The 18,547-nt window shown below is 60.1% G+C and carries 18 protein-coding genes; 14 read left to right on the top strand and 4 right to left on the bottom strand.

The features are described from left to right. Nucleotides 1-55: 55 nt before the first annotated feature. Nucleotides 56-733, bottom strand: a complete 678-nt coding sequence (locus ACZ5Q2_RS05130) for a haloacid dehalogenase type II (RefSeq protein ID WP_061331986.1) — start codon at nt 731-733, stop codon at nt 56-58. A gap of 140 nt (nt 734-873) precedes the next feature. Here ACZ5Q2_RS05130 and ACZ5Q2_RS05125 point away from each other — a divergent pair, with 140 nt between their 5' ends. The 10 genes from ACZ5Q2_RS05125 (at nt 874) to ACZ5Q2_RS05080 (ending at nt 11,611) form a co-directional block, all read left to right on the top strand. Beyond that, entirely contained in the window at nt 874-1,785 is a 912-nt protein-coding gene (locus ACZ5Q2_RS05125) for a LysR family transcriptional regulator (protein WP_061332077.1), read from the top strand. Nucleotides 1,786-2,096: 311 nt separating this feature from the next. Continuing rightward, the gene (locus ACZ5Q2_RS05120) at nt 2,097-3,317 is read left to right on the top strand and encodes a multidrug effflux MFS transporter (protein ID WP_061331987.1); all 1,221 of its coding nucleotides are present in this window, start codon (nt 2,097-2,099) and stop codon (nt 3,315-3,317) included. Nucleotides 3,318-3,645: 328 nt separating this feature from the next. Then, nucleotides 3,646-4,143, top strand: a complete 498-nt coding sequence (gene tpx / locus ACZ5Q2_RS05115) for a thiol peroxidase (protein ID WP_061331988.1) — start codon at nt 3,646-3,648, stop codon at nt 4,141-4,143. A 295-nt stretch (nt 4,144-4,438) separates the two neighbouring features. Further along, nucleotides 4,439-5,722 carry an MATE family efflux transporter gene (locus tag ACZ5Q2_RS05110; protein WP_432210722.1) on the top strand — a complete coding sequence of 428 codons (1,284 nt, stop codon included), beginning with the start codon at nt 4,439-4,441 and terminating at the stop codon, nt 5,720-5,722. A 123-nt stretch (nt 5,723-5,845) separates the two neighbouring features. Then, nucleotides 5,846-8,653, top strand: a complete 2,808-nt coding sequence (locus tag ACZ5Q2_RS05105; protein WP_432210396.1) for a monovalent cation/H+ antiporter subunit A — start codon at nt 5,846-5,848, stop codon at nt 8,651-8,653. Next, on the top strand, nt 8,653-8,991 hold the full coding sequence (locus ACZ5Q2_RS05100; RefSeq protein WP_058090812.1) for a Na+/H+ antiporter subunit C: 339 nt from the start codon (nt 8,653-8,655) through the stop codon (nt 8,989-8,991). Before ACZ5Q2_RS05105 ends, ACZ5Q2_RS05100 begins: the two co-directional genes overlap by 1 nt. Beyond that, nucleotides 8,988-10,517, top strand: coding sequence for a monovalent cation/H+ antiporter subunit D (locus tag ACZ5Q2_RS05095; RefSeq protein ID WP_432210397.1), 1,530 nt, complete (start codon nt 8,988-8,990; stop codon nt 10,515-10,517). The genes ACZ5Q2_RS05100 and ACZ5Q2_RS05095 overlap by 4 nt, the downstream gene beginning before the upstream one ends. Then, nucleotides 10,514-11,008, top strand: coding sequence for a Na+/H+ antiporter subunit E (locus ACZ5Q2_RS05090; RefSeq protein ID WP_432210398.1), 495 nt, complete (start codon nt 10,514-10,516; stop codon nt 11,006-11,008). The genes ACZ5Q2_RS05095 and ACZ5Q2_RS05090 overlap by 4 nt, the downstream gene beginning before the upstream one ends. Beyond that, nucleotides 11,001-11,270 (top strand): K+/H+ antiporter subunit F, encoded by a 270-nt coding sequence (locus tag ACZ5Q2_RS05085; protein ID WP_432210399.1) that lies wholly within the window; start codon nt 11,001-11,003, stop codon nt 11,268-11,270. The genes ACZ5Q2_RS05090 and ACZ5Q2_RS05085 overlap by 8 nt, the downstream gene beginning before the upstream one ends. 11 nt (nt 11,271-11,281) lie before the next feature. Continuing rightward, nucleotides 11,282-11,611, top strand: a complete 330-nt coding sequence (locus tag ACZ5Q2_RS05080) for a Na+/H+ antiporter subunit G (protein WP_432210723.1) — start codon at nt 11,282-11,284, stop codon at nt 11,609-11,611. Here ACZ5Q2_RS05080 and ACZ5Q2_RS05075 read toward each other — a convergent pair. Beyond that, the gene (locus ACZ5Q2_RS05075) at nt 11,608-12,036 is read right to left on the bottom strand and encodes a thioesterase family protein (RefSeq protein WP_432210400.1); all 429 of its coding nucleotides are present in this window, start codon (nt 12,034-12,036) and stop codon (nt 11,608-11,610) included. The two genes, ACZ5Q2_RS05080 and ACZ5Q2_RS05075, sit on opposite strands and share 4 nt — an antisense overlap. A gap of 288 nt (nt 12,037-12,324) precedes the next feature. On the opposite strand from ACZ5Q2_RS05075, the gene ACZ5Q2_RS05070 reads away from it, so the two are divergent. Beyond that, nucleotides 12,325-13,962: an MBL fold metallo-hydrolase gene (locus tag ACZ5Q2_RS05070; protein WP_432210401.1), complete on the top strand. Its 1,638-nt coding sequence runs from the start codon at nt 12,325-12,327 to the stop codon at nt 13,960-13,962. A gap of 8 nt (nt 13,963-13,970) precedes the next feature. On the opposite strand, the gene ACZ5Q2_RS05065 is transcribed toward ACZ5Q2_RS05070, so the two are convergent. Then, the gene (locus tag ACZ5Q2_RS05065) at nt 13,971-14,129 is read right to left on the bottom strand and encodes a YqaE/Pmp3 family membrane protein (RefSeq protein WP_022989318.1); all 159 of its coding nucleotides are present in this window, start codon (nt 14,127-14,129) and stop codon (nt 13,971-13,973) included. A 263-nt stretch (nt 14,130-14,392) separates the two neighbouring features. On the opposite strand from ACZ5Q2_RS05065, the gene ACZ5Q2_RS05060 reads away from it, so the two are divergent. The 3 genes from ACZ5Q2_RS05060 to ACZ5Q2_RS05050 all read left to right on the top strand — a co-directional run bounded on the left by ACZ5Q2_RS05060 (nt 14,393) and on the right by ACZ5Q2_RS05050 (nt 17,278). Continuing rightward, nucleotides 14,393-15,739: a succinylglutamate desuccinylase/aspartoacylase family protein gene (locus tag ACZ5Q2_RS05060; protein WP_432210402.1), complete on the top strand. Its 1,347-nt coding sequence runs from the start codon at nt 14,393-14,395 to the stop codon at nt 15,737-15,739. Nucleotides 15,740-15,809: 70 nt separating this feature from the next. After that, nucleotides 15,810-16,754, top strand: coding sequence for a DMT family transporter (locus ACZ5Q2_RS05055; protein WP_432210724.1), 945 nt, complete (start codon nt 15,810-15,812; stop codon nt 16,752-16,754). Beyond that, a complete protein-coding gene (locus tag ACZ5Q2_RS05050) occupies nt 16,751-17,278 on the top strand; it encodes a carbohydrate-binding protein (protein ID WP_432210403.1) in 528 nt (175 codons plus the stop codon). The genes ACZ5Q2_RS05055 and ACZ5Q2_RS05050 overlap by 4 nt, the downstream gene beginning before the upstream one ends. Here the strand turns inward: ACZ5Q2_RS05050 and ACZ5Q2_RS05045 are convergent. After that, on the bottom strand, nt 17,273-18,454 hold the full coding sequence (locus ACZ5Q2_RS05045) for a MalY/PatB family protein (protein ID WP_432210725.1): 1,182 nt from the start codon (nt 18,452-18,454) through the stop codon (nt 17,273-17,275). The genes ACZ5Q2_RS05050 and ACZ5Q2_RS05045 overlap by 6 nt on opposite strands. Between the last annotated feature and the right edge of the window lie 93 nt (nt 18,455-18,547).

Raw genomic sequence — 18,547 nt, 5'->3', positions numbered from 1 at the left:
CCTCCCCAACGCCTGCCTTCGCTGACTGTTCGATTTGCCCTGTTGGGAGCTGCTTTCAGGTATTTAGTGCTTTAAGACTCTCGGGAAGTTGAGAAAGGCTTTGTATTACTGCTGACGGCTCTATGCCCCAGTCTTCGAAAACCCGGTTTTCATCCCGCTTTACCCAAATCGCTGACAACCCGGCCGCTCTGGCACCGATCACGTCCCAGGCGTTGCTGGACACCAGGCATAGGGGGCTGTCCCAGGCGCCGGTCGCGCGGCGGGCATGGGTGTAAACAGCGGGGTCTGGCTTGAAGCTTTTGATGTCGTCCACCGACACCAGGCCATCGAACTGCTCCAGCAGGTTGTTGTGGTCGAGCACCTTTTCCAGCGCCGGGTAGCTGCCGTTGGAGAACGCGAACAGGGGATAGTGGCCTTTCAGTGCCTGCAGAGCAGGTAAGGCATCGTCAAACGCCGGGAGGGACAAGTAGGCAGCCATGAGTTGGTCTTCCCGTGCCTTGCTTAGCTCCAGTTGGTGCACTGCCATGGCATAGCGCAACGCCTGGCGGGTGCATACGCCAAAATCTTCGTAGACTCGCATCAGGCCCTTCCGGAAGGAAAACTCCAGCTGTTTCTCCCGCCAGAGCCCGGCAACCGCCGCTGCCTGCTCGCCCGCATCCTGCTCAAGCAGCCGGGACATGCCCATCGGGTCTACTAAGGTTCCGTAAACATCGAACGCCAGAGTGGTTTTCATGTTTGCTCCTGTTCCGGGGAGTGTGCCTCAATATTGAACGATTACTCAATTTAGACCAACCGGACTTTAGTGGCAAAAACCGATCAACCAGGCCCGGCTTCCTGATGACTTGGCCCTTGCGCTCGCCTAAACTGCCAACCATGAAGCCCGTTGATATGTTGAACCTGGACCTGAGATCTCTCGCCACCTTCGTTGCCGTATTGGACGAGGGCGGGGTGTCGCGTGCGGCCGTTCGGTTGGGGGTGACCCAATCGGCGGTAAGCCATACTCTGGAGCGTTTGCGCCAGGCCTTTGGCGATCCCCTGTTTGTGAAATCCGGGCGAGGCATTGTCCCCACGGACTATGCTTTGCGCACCGGGCCGCACATTCGCCAGTTGCTGGATGACCTGCGCACCCTGCCCTCGGGGCCACCGTTTGAGCCGGCGACGGCGGAGTTCACCTTCACCATCGCGGCCAACGACTACCAGCGGGATTTGTTGCTGCCGGGGTTAGTCAGAATTCTGCGAGAGCAGGCACCGGGTATTCATTTGCAAGTGATTCCATCCGGAATTCCCAACCCCGACTTGTTGCGCAAAGAGGCCTGTGATCTTGTTATCAGCCCGTTTGCGCCGGAAACCACGGACATCATGCAACGGGGTTTGATGGCGGACCGGATGGTGGTGTTCTACGACCCCAACGAGCGACAGGCACCTGAAGATCTGGCGCAGTACATGAACGCCGATCACATCACTGTGCTGTTCGCCACCGGCGAGAAACCCGGTCTGGACACGACTCTGGACACCCGTGGCCTGAAACGCCGAAGCGTGGTGACGGTCTCCAACTTCTCCGGCCTGCCGGAGTTTCTGCGCGGCACTGACCTTTTGGCCTCCGCACCCGAACGAATGAGCAATCAACTGATGCGGGACTTCGCCTACGTGCCTTTACCCTTTGAATACAACCCCTTCACTCTGCTCATGCTCTGGCACCGACGCCACCAGACAGACCCCGCCCACCGCTGGGTTCGCAATCAGGTGAACTCGGTGGCGGCCACCATGAACGGCTTGCACGATTAATCAATCAATATTGTTCATGTATTGCATGAAAGGTTAAGCCGTTATTTTTCTGGGCCGGCCGTCCTAGACTCCCCCTCCATATGTTCGCTGGTGAGAGTGGGGTAGTGCCTCCCAAAACTGTGCGGAGCCAGGGGTGGAGCGCGGAAGCGCTTCACGGGCTGGCCATGGATGGCCTGCCCAGGACCCTCAGCGCGACGCAGGAGCAATTAGCGCTGAGGGGCGGAGCCCAAGCGTCACATGGATGTGCCGCAAGGAGCGTGTTTTGGGAGGCACTACCCCACTCTCACCCAACTCCGGGGTCAGGAATAACCGTGCTCGCACTCACCAGCATCTGGACCACCATTTTACTCGCCGCCGCGGTCGCCCTCGGGCCGATGGCCATTGATATGTACCTGCCTGCGCTGCCGCAGATTGGGGCTGACTTTAACGCCGGTACCGATCAGGTTCAGTTCACTCTAAGCATCTATCTGATTGGTTTTGCCCTTGCCCAGCTAGTTTGTGGGCCGTTGGCTGATCGTTTTGGCCGAAAGCCTGTCATGATTGGGGGTATGCTGCTGTTTGCACTCGCCAGTATTGGTTGTGCCCTGGCCAGCAATATCGAAACCTTACAACTATTTCGCTTCCTCCAGGCTCTGGGAGGCTCCGCAGGACCGGTTCTGGGCAGGGCCGTGGTGCGGGACGTTTATACGCCCCGGGAAGCGGCAAAAATTCTCGCCCTGCTTGCCGGCATGATGGCCCTAGCACCGGCAGTGGCGCCCACGCTCGGCGGGTTAATCGTAGCCACCATGGACTGGCACTGGATCTTCATCGTCATGGCGGCCTACGCCTTGATCATGATGGCCGTCATCGCCTTCGGCATCCCAGAACCCCTGCGCCCGGAACACCGGCAACCGTTCAGGTTTTGCCAGCTCATGAGCAACTACCGCCGAATCAGCACCGACATGACCTTCATCGGCTACACCTTTACCAGCGCCGCCATCTACGGCGGCCTGTTCGCCTTCCTGTCTGGCTCCGCCTTCGTACTGATCGACGTCCTGGGCGTCGCCCCCGAGCACTTCGGCCTGTACACCGCCATCACGGCCGGCGGCTACCTGATCGGCAACATGGCCTCCATCCGCCTCGCCGGGCGCTACCTCCCAGACCAGATCCTGCTCTACGGCCTGGCCACCACCCTCACCGCCGGCGCCACCATGACATTGCTTGCCTACCACAACATCCACAGCCCCTGGGCCGTGGTGCTACCGCAAGCCCTGTTCATGGCCGGCACCGGCATGGTCCTGCCCCAAACCATGGCCGGCGCGTTAGCCAACCACCCCACCATGGCCGGCTCCGCCTCCGCCCTCCTCGGCTTCATCCAAATGACCGCCGCTGCCGCCGCCGGAGCCCTGGTAGGCATCCTCCACGACGGCACCCCACTGGTGATGGCCACGATTATTGCCGTTTGTGCGGGACTGGGACTTATTGGTTACCTGTTTCTAGTGCAGCGATACCCAGCACCGGGCTTTGAGGCCCAAGGTGCTGGTTCAAACTGATACCGTCTTTTGGACAAAGTAATCGGAAATCTTCAATGACTGGAAAACCCGCGAGCAAGTCGAGGGTTCGGGTAGGGGATGGCTTTCCAAAACCTTGCGGAGCCATGGATGGCGGAGCAGAGCGTACAGGGACGTATTCACAGCGTGTTTTGGAAAGCCATCCCCTACCCGGACCAGCACCCAAAGCGGGCTCTAAAAATACTCCCTAAACCTGACATCTAGCGGGCAAGAAATCGCTGGTTTGAGTGACCCGGGATGAAAAGTCATCCAAAGTAAGCTACACAGAGTAGATTGCAGAGATCCAAAACCACAAGACAAGGAGCAAACCATGAGCAACGTCACCCTGGACGGCAACCCCATCGACGTCAGCGGCAAATTCCCCCAGCCCGGCGAAAACGCTGCCCCATTCACCCTGACCAACAGCGGCCTCGAAGAAGTAAAACTCGACAGCTGGCCCGGCAAACGCAAAATCCTCAACATCATCCCCAGCATCGACACCGGCGTCTGCGCCGCCAGCACCCGCAAATTCAACGAAAAAGCCGGCAGCCTCGACAACACCGTCGTCCTCGTCATCTCCGCCGACCTCCCCTTCGCCGCCGCCCGCTTCTGCGGAGCCGAAGGCCTGAACAACGTTGAAACCCTCTCCACCTTCCGCAACTACAGCTTCCAACAAGACTACGGCGTCGCCATCCAGGACGGCCCCCTGGCCGGCCTGTGCGCCCGTGCGGTTGTGGTCCTCGACGAGAACAACAAAGTGCTGCACAGCGAACTGGTCAACGAAATCAAAAACGAGCCGGATTACGAAGCGGCGTTGAAAGTGCTTTGATTCTCCCAGCCCTGACCGAACCACCTCCCGCTTTGGAGTGATGACGGTTTCCCACCTGTGTTGGGGCGAAGGGGAGGGGATGGCTTTCCAAAACTGTGCGGAGCCATGGATGGCGGAGCCCAAGCGTCACAAGGATGTGCCGAAGGAGCGTGTTTTGGAAAGCCATCCCCTCCCCTTTGCAAGCACCAAAAGCCAGACCTGTTAGAATCCACGCTCAGATTCCAAAACCCAAGGCACCGACCCCCAAGTGCAGAACCAACCGAAAAGCCCAAGCCTGGCCCGCCAGCTCTACCACATGACCTGGCCCATGCTGTTCGGCGTGCTCTCCCTGATGACCTTCCAGCTCACCGACAGCGCCTTCGTCGGCCAGCTTGGCCGCGACCCACTCGCCGCCCTGGGCTTCACCGTCCCCATGCAACAACTGGTCAGCGGCATGTACGTAGGCCTCGGCATCGCCACCACCGCCATTATTTCCAGAACCCTGGGCCAGGGCGACAACCTCCGCGCCCAACGCCTTGGCGGCCTCGTCGTCACCATCGGCGCCAGCCTCGCGCTGATCCTGTGCCTCTCAGTCTGGCTATTACAAACCGGCATACTCAACTTCCTCGGCGCTGAAGACCAACTCCGGCCCGCCATCCGGGAATACTGGGTGCCGTGGCTCATGTCCGCCTGGCTTGGCGCCTTGCTCTACTTCGGCTACGCCGTCTGCCGTGCCAACGGCGACACCAAGTTACCCGGCTACATGATGATCGCCACCAGCCTGCTCAACATTGCCCTGGACCCACTGTATATCTTTGTCTTCGGCTGGGGCCTGCCCGGGGCCGCCTGGGCCACCATCACCGCCTTCGGGATTGGCTCTTTGGTAGTTTTCCCGGCACTGGTCAAACGCCAATGGCTGCGCTTTGACCTGCTGCAACTGCAACTGGCCAAAGCCATCAAGCAGCTCGGCGGCATCATGGCACCGGCGATGGTCAGCCAACTGATGCCGCCCCTGTCCGCCATGCTGGCCACCTCGCTGGTGGCCGGGTTTGGCTCCGCCGCCGTGGCCGCCTGGGGGCTGGGCACCCGGCTCGAGTTTTTCTCCATCGTGGTGGTACTCGCACTGACCATGTCCATGCCGCCGATGATCGGCCGCATGCTCGGGGCCGGCGAGCTAGACAACATCCGCAAACTGGTGCGCATTGCCGTGCGCTTTGTGGTGGTCTGGCAACTGGTGCTGGGGCTGGTTTGGCTGGCGGCCTCCGGGCTGGTCTCCACCCTGTTCAGCCGTGATGGTGATGTCCAGGACATCCTGCTGAGCTACCTGCTGCGGGTGCCCCTGAGTTATAGCGGCTTGGGGGTCTGTATGCTGATGGTCTCGATCAACAATGCCCTGGGATTACCCATGCGGGCACTGCTGATCTCAACCCTGCGGCTATTCGCCTGTTACCTGCCAATGCTTTGGCTGGGCGCTCAGGTGTCCGGGCTCACCGGATTGATGACCGGGGCCCTGATCGGCAACCTGGCAGCCGGACTGTTGGCATACAGTCTGTACCGCCAAGGAATGACCCGTTTGCGACAAAAGTACCCGGCCACTTGACGGTTAACAATGAATTTATGTGCTAGTCTTCGGTAATCTCTTTTAACTATCACGCCCGAGCCTGATCGCTGCGGGCGGATGAACAATTAACCCAAATATTCCTTCCGGGCTACCGGCCTCTCTATGGTACCAGGACTCATCATTTTGCTGCCGGTGCTGGGAGCGTTTGCTTCCTGGTTACTGAGCCGCAACCCAACCGGCGCCAGCATACGTGCTCATGCACTTCTGGCTGCCGTTGCACCCTTTACCGGCGTCCTTTTGCTGGCAAGCCATTGGCCGCAGGCTTCAGACCAGAACGCGCTGATTACCACTGTGCAGTGGATTCCTCAACTAGGGCTGGACCTGTCGTTCCGGCTGGACGGCCTGAGCTTGCTGTTTGCCACTCTGATCACCGGCATTGGCTGCCTGATCATTCTGTACGCCCGCTATTACTTTGACGGCAAAGCCAACGCGCCGCGCTTCTTTATCCTGATCCAGCTGTTCATGACCGCCATGCTCGGCATTGTGCTGTCTGAAAACCTGCTGTTCATGCTGGTGTTCTGGGAACTGACCAGCCTGGTGTCGTTCCTGCTGATCGGCTTTAACTGGTCCAGCCGGGGCGCCCGCCGGGGTGCCCGGATGTCACTGGTGATTACCGGGGGTGGCGGCCTGGCCCTGCTGGCCGGCATTCTGTTGCTGGGCAACATGGCCGGCAGCTTCCAGTTGTCCGATATCCTCTCTCAGGGCGAGACCCTCAAGCAGCACAGCCTGTACCCGCTGATGCTGAGCCTGGTGCTACTGGGCGCCTTCACCAAATCCGCCCAGGCGCCGTTCCACCTGTGGTTGCCCCACGCCATGGCCGCCCCCACGCCGGTCTCCGCGTACCTGCATTCAGCCACCATGGTCAAGGCCGGGCTGTTCCTGATGGCGCGTTTGCACCCGGCCCTGGGCGATACCGAGCTCTGGTTTGCCCTGATCACCGTCACCGGCATGGTGACCCTGATGGTGGGCGCCTTTGTCGCCATGTTCATGCACGACATCAAGGGCCTGCTGGCCTATTCCACCATATCCCATCTGGGCCTGATCACCCTGCTGATTGGTATGGGCAGTGAAATGGCCATGGCGGCGGCCCTGTTCCATCTGGTCTGCCATGCCCTGTTCAAGGCCCCGCTGTTCATGATGGCAGGCTATGTGGATCAGGCCACGGGCAGCCGGGATATGCAGCTGATCAATGGCCTGTGGCGCTGGATGCCTGCTCTGATGATCGTCACCCTGGTGCCGGCGGCCGCCATGGCGGGGCTGCCGCTGATGAGCGGCTACCTGAGCAAGAAGATGCTGTTCTCCGAAAGCCTGCTGGTGACCGCACCCCATTGGGCGGATGTGGTGATCCCGGCCTGGGTCACCGTGGCCGGTCTGTTCTCGGTGGCCTATTCGGTGCGCATCTTCCACAACGTTTTCTTCAATGGCCAGCCACGGGATCTGCCGGTGTGGCCGCCAAAGCGTAAGCCGGCCGCCGCATTGTTGCCGCTGGCCATTCTGGCGACGTTATCGTTGCTGGTTGGCTTGGCTCCCCAGTGGATCTACGACCACCTGGTGCATCTGGCGGTGCTGCAGACCACCGTGTCTCATTTACCAGCGTATGATTTCAGTGCCCTGTCCGACGCCCACACCCCAGCCATGATGAGTTTGGTGGCCATGCTGGGCGGGCTGGCAGTCTACGCGGCCCGCAAGCCGCTTTTCGCTATCCATGCACGACTGCCGGAAGTGGATGCCAAGGACATTTTTGAAACCGCCATGCAGCGCACCATTCGGTTCTCTCAAACGCTGGTTTATCGCCTGGAGAATGGCTCACTCCAGCGCTACCTGGCGCTGATCCTCTTAACCACCGTCGCCCTTGTGGCCTGGAGCTTGCTCGGGCTGGAACGGTGGCGCGGGCCGGTGCCATTGAGCAGTCTCAATCCGCTGGTGGTGTTTGGCATCAGCATCCTGTGCCTGTCGGCCATCGGCGTTGTGCTGTTTCATCGTCACCGCCTACCCGCCCTGTTGCTGCTGTCGGTCACCGGCCTGTTTGTCACCCTCACCTTTGCCTGGTTCTCCGCGCCGGACCTTGCCCTGACGCAACTGTCAGTTGAAGTGATGGCGGTGGTGATCATGATGCTGGCCCTGTCGTTCTTACCCCAGAGCTCACCCAAGGAATCCCGCTTTCCCAGAATTGCCCGTGATCTGTTCGTGGCCCTGGCCGCCGGCGGCGGTGTGGCTGCATTCACCTTTGCCGTGCTGACCCGACCGGTAAACTCCATTTCCGACTTTTTCCTGGCCAACAGTGTGCCCGGAGGCGGCGGCACCAACGTGGTGAATGTGATCCTGGTGGATTTCCGGGGGTTCGATACCCTGGGTGAGATCACGGTACTGGGCATTGCCGCCGTGGCGGTGTTCGCCTTTACCCGCAACCTGAATCTGAAAAAACGGGTGGCGGAATCCGGCCACTCCCATTGGGTAGCAGAGCCCCATCCGGTCATCCTGCAGATGGTGGCGCACATGGCTTTGCCCATTGCCCTGCTGGTGTCCGCGTATATTTTCCTGCGCGGCCACAACATGCCTGGGGGCGGTTTCATTGCGGGATTGGTCACGGCCGTCGCGCTGACCCTGCAATACATGGCCGGTGGCCTGGTCTGGGCCCAGGCGCGCATGCGTACGCACTTCCGCTCGCTCATTGGTGCGGGGCTGCTGATCGCCATGTTCACCGGGGTTGCCAGTTGGGTGTTCGGGTATCCGTTCCTGACCACCACCTTTGCTCATCTGCACTGGCCATTGATCGGCGAGTTCGAATTGGCCAGTGCGCTGCTGTTTGATCTGGGCGTTTACACCACTGTGGTCGGGGCAACCCTGTTGATTCTGGCAAACCTGGGCAAACTGATGACCATAGCCGGCCCCGGCAAGGAGGTAGGCTGATGGAATTGCTGATCGCAGTGGCTCTGGGCGTGCTTACCACTTGTGGGGTGTTTCTTATTCTGCGTGCGCGCACGTTTTCCGTGGTGCTGGGCCTGACCTTGTTGTCGCACGCAGTCAACTTGTTCCTGTTCAGCATGGGCCGGCTGACAACCGGCGCCCCGGCCATCGTCGGGCTCACTGAAACCAGCGCAGACCCGCTGCCCCAGGCGCTGGTGTTGACCGCCATTGTGATCAGCTTCGCCATGACCGCCTTTGTGGTAGTGCTGTCGCTGAAAGCCGCAGTGGAGTTGCGAAACGATCACGTAGACGGTGAAAACCCGAACGAGGACCGGCCATGACCCACCTGATGATTCTGCCGGTCGTCATCCCCATGCTGGCCGCCGCCTGGTTGCTGGTAAACCACCGGGCCAGTATCGGCCGGCAACGGGTGTGGAGTATTCTGTCCACCAGTTTGCTGGTGGCGCTGGGCGTGTGGGCGGTTATTGCGGCGCAAACCGATTACCACACCTACTGGCTGGGCAACTGGCAGCCGCCGTTCGGCATTGTGCTGGTGCTGGACCGGCTGAGTGCCATGATGCTGCTACTGGCCGCCTTACTGGCCCTGTTCTGCGTGCTCTATGCCAGCCGGGGCAGCGACCGGGAGGGTTCCCACTTTCATGCCCTGTTCCAGTTCCAGCTGATGGGCATTAACGGCGCCTTCCTGACCGGTGATCTGTTCAACCTGTTCGTGTTTTTCGAGATCCTGCTGCTGGCTTCCTACGCCCTGTTACTGCACGGCGGCGGCCGGGCCAGAAGCCGGGCGGGCTTGCACTATGTGATCATCAACCTGCTCGGTTCTGCCCTATTCCTGCTGGCTCTGGGCATTCTGTATGGGCTGACCGGCACCCTGAACATGGCCGACCTGGCGGTGCGGATTGCCGCCGCCAGCCCCGATGACCAGACCCTGCTGAAAGGCGCCGCCCTGCTACTGATGGTGGTGTTCGGTATCAAGGCCGCCATTTTACCCCTGCTGTTCTGGCTGCCCAGGGCCTATTCGGCCTCCAGCGCACCGGTGGCGGCGCTGTTTGCCATCATGACCAAGGTGGGCTTTTACGCCATGGTACGGGTGCTTCTGATTGTGTTCGGGCTCGACCCGGCGCAGCCCCTCAACGCCGGGGTATTTCTCTGGCTCTGGCCTCTGGCGCTGGCCACCCTGGGTCTCGGCGCCATTGGCGTGCTGGGGGCCGCCAGCCTGCGCACCATGGCGGCTTACCTGGTGATCATGTCCAGCGGCTTGCTGATGGCCAGTTTTGCCATGGCCGAAACCACCGTACTGGCCGCCAGCCTGTTCTACCTGCTGCACAGCACCTGCCTGGCGGCGGTGTTCTTCCTGCTGGCGGACCTCATCGGCCGGCAGCGGGCCGACGGCTACGACCTGCTCTCGGTAACCGCGCCTCTGACCCATCGCTGGATTCTGGGCACGCTGTTCCTGGTAGCGGCCGTCAGTATGGCGGGGCTGCCGCCGTTCTCAGGATTTGTTAGTAAAGCCTGGCTGCTGCAGAACGCCATCACGCACCCACACTACCTGTGGCTCTGGGGCATTACCCTGATTGCCGGATTATTCATGATTGCCGCACTCAGCCGAGCCGGCTCCGGCTGGTTCTGGAAACCGGAACCGTTCACCGGCCGCCAGCGCCGCAAGCTGGACCCGGCGCGTGTGGCCACGGTGTCAGTGCTTATCGGTATCAGTGGCGCTCTGGCACTGTTCGCTGCACCGGTGATGGAATATATGTCGGCAACCGCAGGCCAGCTCTATCATCCGTCCGCCTATGTTGAGGCGGTGCTTGGTGAACCCGCTACGATGACCGGAGGGCTGACCCCATGAACTGGTTACAGCGCTGGGTGCCACACCCCCTGTTCACCGGCTTTCTGCTGCTGCTATGGCTGTTGATGAATGAGTTCAGCTTTGCCCACCTGTTGCTGGGTGCGGTGCTGGCGGTGGTGATTTCCCGGGTCACCCAGCCGTTCTGGCCGGAGCGTTCAAGGATCAAGTATCCGGGTAAGTTGTTGCGCTACCTTGGCCGGTTGTTGATGGATATCCTGAAATCCAACCTGATTGTCGCCCGGCGTATCCTGTTCTATTCACGGCAGTTGGAGCCGGGGTTCTTCACCTACCCCCTGGCACTGACCGACGACTTTGCCGTAACCATACTGGCCAGCACCATTTCGCTGACCCCGGGCACGGTCAGCGCCCACTACGATCGCGAGGGCCGCACCCTGTTGATCCACAGCCTGCACCTGGAGGATGAAGAAGCGCTGATCAGAGACATCCGTGAGCGTTACGAGCTGCCGTTACAGGAGATTTTCGATGATTGAATGGGCGGTTACCCTGGCGATCACTGTGTTTGCGATTGCCATTCTGCTGAACCTTTACCGGCTGGCCATCGGGCCCGACATCGTGGACCGGATCCTGGCGCTGGACACTCTGATGATCAACAGCATTGCGTTGATTGTGCTGTTTGATATCCGGTTGTCGCTGGGCATCCTGTTTGAGGCTGCCATGCTGATTGCCCTGATGGGGTTTGTCGGGACCGTGGCGATGACCAAGTACCTGTTACGGGGGGATGTGATCGAATGACTGCGTCATCCATGCCGTTCGTTCTTGAGCTGGTGATTTCGCTGTTCCTGGTCGCCGGCGCCTTGTTTGCGCTGATTGGCTCGATCGGTCTGGCGCGGTTGCGGGATTTTTTCATGCGTCTGCATGGCCCCACCAAGGCCAGCACCCTTGGCCTGGGCTGTTTGTTGATCGGCTCGTTACTGTACTTCAGTTTTCAGCGGGGCGGGCTATCGGTGCATGAGGCCATTGTCACTGTCTTCCTGTTTGTGACGGCGCCGGTCAGTGCCCATATGATGGCCAAGGCCGCCCTGTTCCGGGGTGTGGATAAGGACGGCCCAAGCCGGAATTACCCGGACCGTTAGCCGGCAAACCTGGCCCGGAAGCTCTCGGGCATGGGGGTGACTTCCCGGGTTGTGTAGTTGAAGAACACAAAACCGTATTTGGCCATGGCCACCGATTGGCCCGTGTCGGCTTTGGTGACCCGGAACACGAAATCCCCGCCGTATTTGTTGAAATCCATCAGGCCGACTTCGAAGCGCAGCATGTCCGGGTAGAAGGATTCGACCTGGTACATGGTGGCCAGGTCGGTAACGATGATGCCGGTGCCGTTCTGGTCAGCTTCTTCGATGCCATGTTCGACCAGGAACTGGGCGCGGGCTTCGGAGAGCATGGAGATCAGGGCGTCGTTGCCGAGGTGGTTGGCACCGTTGATGTCGGTGATTCTGACGGGCATTCGGGTTTCGAAGCTGAAGGCGTTGTCGGGAAATTCGAGTTTGATTCTTGCCACGAGGGTGTCCTGATCTGGTTCAAAATTGGTTTGGGCTGAATCATACGCTTCCGGTTGTGACTTCTCATCTTATGGTGCTATCGGGTATCTTGCTTCTTGTTCCTGCGCTTTTTATTTCGGAGTAAGCGGCGCTTGGGGCTGGGCTTTCCAGAACACGCTCCTTCGGCACATCCTTGTGACGCTTGGGCTCCGCCATCCATGGCTGCGCACAGTTCTGGAAAGCCCAGCCCCAAGCCCCGCCCAGACTTCCTGCATGCGCCCAATAAAACGTCATAATAAGAGTTACTTATGGATATTCGCCCGGCTGCCACCCTGGTTCTTACCCGCGATACCGAAAACGGCATTGAAGTGCTTCTGCTGCAACGCACCTGGGAGGCCATTTTCCTGCCCGGTTACTATGTGTTCCCCGGCGGGGCGGTGAACGAGCAGGAGTCGGAGGCACAGCGGCATGTTGTGGGTGTTGAAGACGCGGATATCAGTCAGACCATGAGTCTGGATGCCGGTGGCGCGGATTTTATGTTGGCGGCGGTTCGGGAGTGTTTTGAGGAGGCGGGAGTTCTGCTGGCTCAGGATGCGAACGGCAAGCTGGTTGGCGCGGACCATCCGGTGCATGGTGAGCGGCAGGCGTTGTTCCGGGATGAGGTGTCGCTGGCGCAGTTGTGTGCGAAGCACGGGCTGGTGGTGCCGCTGGACCGGTTGGCGTATTTGAGCCATTGGGTGACGCCACCGGGGCCGCCGCGGCGGTTCGATACCCGGTTTTTTGTGGCGGTGGCGCCGGAGGGGCAGGTAGCCGGGCACGATGGTCAGGAGACGATTGATCATGTGTGGATGTCGCCGGCGCAGGCGTTGGAGGAGCATCGGGCCGGACAGCGGTTATTGGGGTTGCCGACGATTCGTACCCTGCGGGTGTTGTGTGATTTCAGTTCCACCGCCGAGTTGATGCGCTATGCCCACGCCAACCCGCCGGAGGCGTTTCCGACCGATCCCTGGCCGGCACTTCGCAAGGGCAAGCCGGTGATGCTGGAACCTAACGCGCCGGCTTACGATGAGGCGGTCAAGCTGGACCCTGAGGGGGAAGGCACCACCCGGGCGGAAATTGTGCCCGGTGAGCCGGTGGAGGTGGCAGCCGGAGTGGTGCGGTTGACGGCGCCGAACCCGGGGATGATGACCGGGCCGGGCACGAATACCTATATTCTGGGTTTTGAGCGGTTAACGGTGATTGATCCGGGACCAGCCCATGAGGCCCACATTGAAAAGATTCTGGAAGTGACCGGCGGGGTGGTGGACCAGGTACTGGTAACCCATACCCACATGGATCATTCACCGGCCGTGTCGCTTCTGAAACAACGAACCGGTTGCCGGGTGTTTGGCTGGCCCGCCCCGGAGGGCGCCGGGCAGGACCAGTCCTTTAAAGCGGACGATGAGCCGGAGCATGGCGATCTGATTGTCAGCGAGGCGGGCATCCTGCAGGTGATCCACACCCCCGGACACGCCTCGAACCATCTGTGTTTCCTGCTGAAAGACCAGGAGCTGCTATTCTCTGGCGACCACATCATGCAGGGCTCCACGGTGGTGATCAATCCGCCGGACGGCGACATGAAGGCGTATGTGGAATCTCTGTATGACCTGCTGGATGAGCCCATTCGCTTCATCGCGCCGGCTCACGGTTTCCTGATGGGCCAGCCGGAGGCGGTGATTGATTATCTGATCACCCACCGGTTGTCGCGGGAGCACAAGATCTTCCGGGCACTTGAAGCGCTGGCGCCGGTGTCCCTGAAAGACCTGACGGCAAAAGCCTACGACGATGTGCCAGCAGCCATTCACGGTCTGGCGGCACGATCGGCCCTGGCTCACCTGCTGAAACTCGAAGCAGAGCACAGAGCCGCCCTGAGCGACGATCTATGGCACACCATTCGCCCGGACTGAACGCCGGGCTATTTCTTTGCGATCACCCAAACGGCATGAACGATGCCAGGTATATACCCGAGCAGGGTAAGCACGATGTTGATCCAGAAGTGCTTGCCTATCCCCACTTGTAAAAAAACACCCAACGGCGGTAACAAAATCGCTATAAGAATTCGCAAAAGGTCCATTTAGTTCTCTCCTTGTGGCACGTATAACATTCATATCTCTGAAAGATAGCAGTGTTATTACATTCAACCACATTGGGCCATTACAGATAGGCCCGTGATCATGAAAGTGGCATTAAACCTCTGTCACAGCGGTATTCATGAACCATACAGGGCCCTATCCTTGGGGCCACTGGACAGGTACTCGAGGACTTATGCTGTTTCAAAGGCCCAGATACTCCACAATCCGACGCTTTCCGATCTGGCTTTTCGCGGCCGCCCTGCCAATGGTCGTCTTAGCCGACACCAAAGATTCCGCGTTGCTGGTGGCCCAACTCGCAGAGGATGAGAACGTTGAGGATGTGGTGCGCTCCGAACCCCGCCGCGGCCCGAGCGAAGATGATGATGCCAGCGACGACGCGCAGGAACCATCGTCACCAGAATCTGACCAGCAACCACACACCGTGAAACCCGTGGTGGTGCCGGCTAACCGAAAAATTGCGCCTAATATCGACCTGAAAGAGGTGGCGCCGCTACCCGAGCCCGAACCAGAGCCTGAAACTCTGCCCGGTACCGAACTGTTGGCAGACGACGTATTGGAAGAGGAAGGTCAAGCACCGGAAGAAACGGCTGCAGCCGAAGATGACGCCGAAGCTCCGGCAGAGCCGATGCCAGCCGACAGTTTCACCCTGCTGGGCAAAGAAGTTCTGCCCGGCACGTCCACACGGCTGGCCTGGTCACCCCAGATCCAGATTGCCGGGCTGTCACAGGTTACCCCTGTGCTGGTGGTCAACGGCGTGAATGCCGGGCCAACCCTGTGCCTGACCGGCGCTGTGCATGGCGACGAGCTTAACGGCATCGAGATTGTTCGCCGCACCATGTATGACCTTAACCCCGAGAAACTCAGCGGTCGGGTGATTGGTGTGCCGATCGTTAACCTCACCGGCTTTCAGCAAGGTAGCCGATACCTGCCTGACCGGCGCGACCTTAACCGCTACTTCCCGGGCCGCAAGGACGGCAACCTTGCCGATCGGGTGGCCTATTCGTTATTCGAGAACGTCATTCGCCACTGCGACATGCTGGTGGACATTCATACCGGCTCGCTCAAGCGCACCAACCTGCCCCAGCTGCGGGCAGACATGAACAATCCGGACGTGGCGGAATTTACCCGTGGGTTTGACCGCATGGCGGTGGTGCATAGTTCCGGCTCCCCTGGCATGCTGCGCACGGCAGCCGTCCAGGCAGGCATACGCGCGGTGACCATGGAAGCCGGAGAGTCATTGCGCATTCAGGAACATCAGATTGAAGCCGGGGTAAATAGCCTCAACAGTCTGCTGGAAAAGCACGGCATGATTTCAAGGATGTTTGTCTGGGGCGATCCGGAACCGGTTTATTACGACTCTACCTGGGTGCGCGCTGAGCACGGCGGCATTCTGTTCAGCGAGATTGGCCTGGGTGCCAACGTCTCAAAGGGCGAGGTGCTGGGCTATGTGGCTGACCCGATTACCAATGAGCAACACCCGATACGCTCCACCTCCAACGGCAGGATCATCGGCATGGCGGTGGATCAGGTGGTGATGGCCGGCTTTGCCGCCTACCACATTGGTACGGAGGCAGAAGTTCCGGGAGAGTAGTATGCTAGGGGTTTCGCCCAGAAGCATCTGACCCTCAGGAGCCCATGTGTCTTCGGCAACCTCTGGTATTATGTCCCGAATTCCCGGCCTGGCCTATGTGGGCCTGGTGCTTACGCCGCTGTTCTGGGCCGGCAATGCGGTGGTCGCCCGGGGCACGGTTGAGCATATACCGCCCCTGTCCATGTCATTCTGGCGCTGGGTGATTGCCCTCGCCATCCTGCTCCCCTTCGGGCTTCCCGGCATGTGGCATCATCGCCGGGTCATCCGTGCCCGCCTGGGTTCCATGCTGGCCCTGGCCACCTTCAGTGTGGCGGCGTTCAACTCTCTGCTGTACTACGCCGCCATCACCACCACCGCCACCAACATTGCCCTGATCAATGCCACCATTCCTATTTTCGTGGCCCTGCTGGCGTGGATGCTTCTGGGCGACCGCACCCGGCCAATTCAGGCGCTGGGTATTGCACTGGCCATCGGAGGCATCCTGACCGTGGTAGCCCGCGGCGAGCTCTCGGTCCTGACCGGCCTTCAGGCACAACCTGGCGACCTGATCATGGTGGCGGCCGTGTTCAGCTGGGGGCTGTTCTCGGTATTGCTCAGGCGGCAGGCGGTGCCGTTACCGGCTCTGACCTTCCTGACAACCCAGATTCTGCTGGGCACGCTGGTGATCCTGCCGTTTTACCTCACGGATGTCTTCTTTTTCGCAGGTGGATTCGAGTTAACCCGGGATACGGCCATGCCGCTACTGTATTTCGCCATATTCCCCGGTATCCTTGCCTACGCATTCTGGAATCACGGCGTGCATGCGATCGGCCCGGCCAGGGCCGCGATATTCATGTACCTGACCCCGGTATTCGCATCGATACTGGCCGGCATTTTTCTGGGTGAGTCGCTTGGCGTGTTTCACATGATTGGCGGCCTGCTGATTCTCGCAGGCCTGGTGTTGGCCACGCGAACCGGTCGCCGACAGGCTGCGTATTCACTTCGGAGTCAGGAACAAAACGGGAGAGACACATGATGAAAGCCACCACCAGCATCAGGCGAGCCCGCACCCTTTATGGTCTGTTGTTGATGATCCTGGCGCTTGGCATGCCTGCATTGGCGTCTGCCGAGGCCTGTGATCCGGATAACCATGAATGGGTGCCCAGCCGCTATTACCCGGCGGGGTCTGTGGTGTTTCACAACGACAACTGGTACGAGTCCCGTGAAATTCACGAGGGTATGGAGCCGGGTATCACATTCGATTGGAAACGCTTACATTCGGTGCCAGGTTGTGGTGGTGAAAACAGGCCGCCCGACCCCATAGACCCGGCTGATGTGGAGGAAGGCGTTACCCAGACGGGCAGTAACACAGAGTTCTGCGAACGCCCGGAACAATGGCTGTTTGCTGAGAGTTACTCCGTCGGCAGCCAAGTCAGCCATGGCGGCAAGATCTGGGAAGCCATCCGGGATACCAAGGGCGACATGCCGGGTATCCAGGAGCCACCACACTGGAAGCTGGTGGAAGACCACTGCGCCATTCAGTCGCAACCGGCACTATAGGCCAGCCAACGCTGCCTCGATCCGCGCTATCACCTCCTCCAGCACGGATCGCGGGCAGCCGATGTTCAGGCGCATGAAGCCACTGCCAGGTTGCCCGAAGGACAAACCCGGGTTCATGCCCACGCCGGCCTCCTCCACGAAAAATCGTTTGAGGCCGGCGTCATCCAGCTCCAGGCTTCGACAGTCGAGCCACATCAGATACGTGCCTTCCGGCACAGCGACGTCAATGCCTGGCAATCGCCGGGACACCGCGTTGGCCACAAAATCCCGATTGGCCTGCAGATAGCCGAGCAGTTCATCCAGCCAAGTGGCGCCGTGGCGATAACCCGCTTCAAAGCCGGCAATGCTGAACGGGTTGCACTGGGGCAAGTGCATGGACTCAAACACCGCTTTCATGGCTTTGCGCCGATCCGGGTCCGTGATCACCAGGGCCGACAGACCAAGACCGGGCATGTTGAAACTCTTGCTCGGAGCCACCGCCGTCACCAGAGCATCCTCTTCTCCGGCGAGTCTACCCAGGACGGTATGCGGTGCCGCGTCCGGATAAGTCAGATCACAATGTATCTCGTCTGAGAGCACCACCAGGTTGTGGCGCCGTGCAATGGCCAGCAGCTCTTTGAGCTCCGCTTCCGTCCAGACCCGGCCGACCGGGTTGTGGGGGGAGCACAACAACAGCACCCTGGCATCGGGCCGGGCAGCGCATTGCTCGAGATGCTCCAGATCCATCCGGTACTGCCCGGTATGCGGATCCTGAACCAGGGGGTTTTCGATCACTTCACGACCGCTCTGGCGCACCGAGCTGAAAAAAGGCGGATACACGGGCGGCTGTATAATCACGCCCTCGCCGGGTTCGGCGTAGGCCATACAGGCGGCATTCAGGGATGGCACCACCCCCGGCGCCATCAATATCCACTCCCGGCGTATGTGCCAGTTATGGCGCTGCGCAAACCAGTCGATCATCGCCTGGTACAGGCTGTCAGGAAACAGCGTATAGCCGTAAACCGGGTGCTTTGCCCGTTCAGTCAGGGCACGGATGACCGCCTCGGGCGCAGCAAAGTCCATATCCGCCACCCACACCGGAATGACGTCGTCCCGGCCGAACACCGCCTGGCGGGCATCGAATTTGACCGCGCAGGTATTCTCACGGCGAACAGGCTGATCAAATGCACTGGCCACAAACACACTCCCCAACAGGTTGAAAGACGACCGAAGGCTATTGTGGTAGCCCCGGCCAGCGACCGCAACCAACCGTCGCAGGCGCCTCCCGCT

This window comes from Marinobacter alkaliphilus, assembly GCF_055394375.1.
Note: the sequence above shows the minus strand (reverse complement) of the source record. Positions and strands in the feature narration are given on the sequence as shown.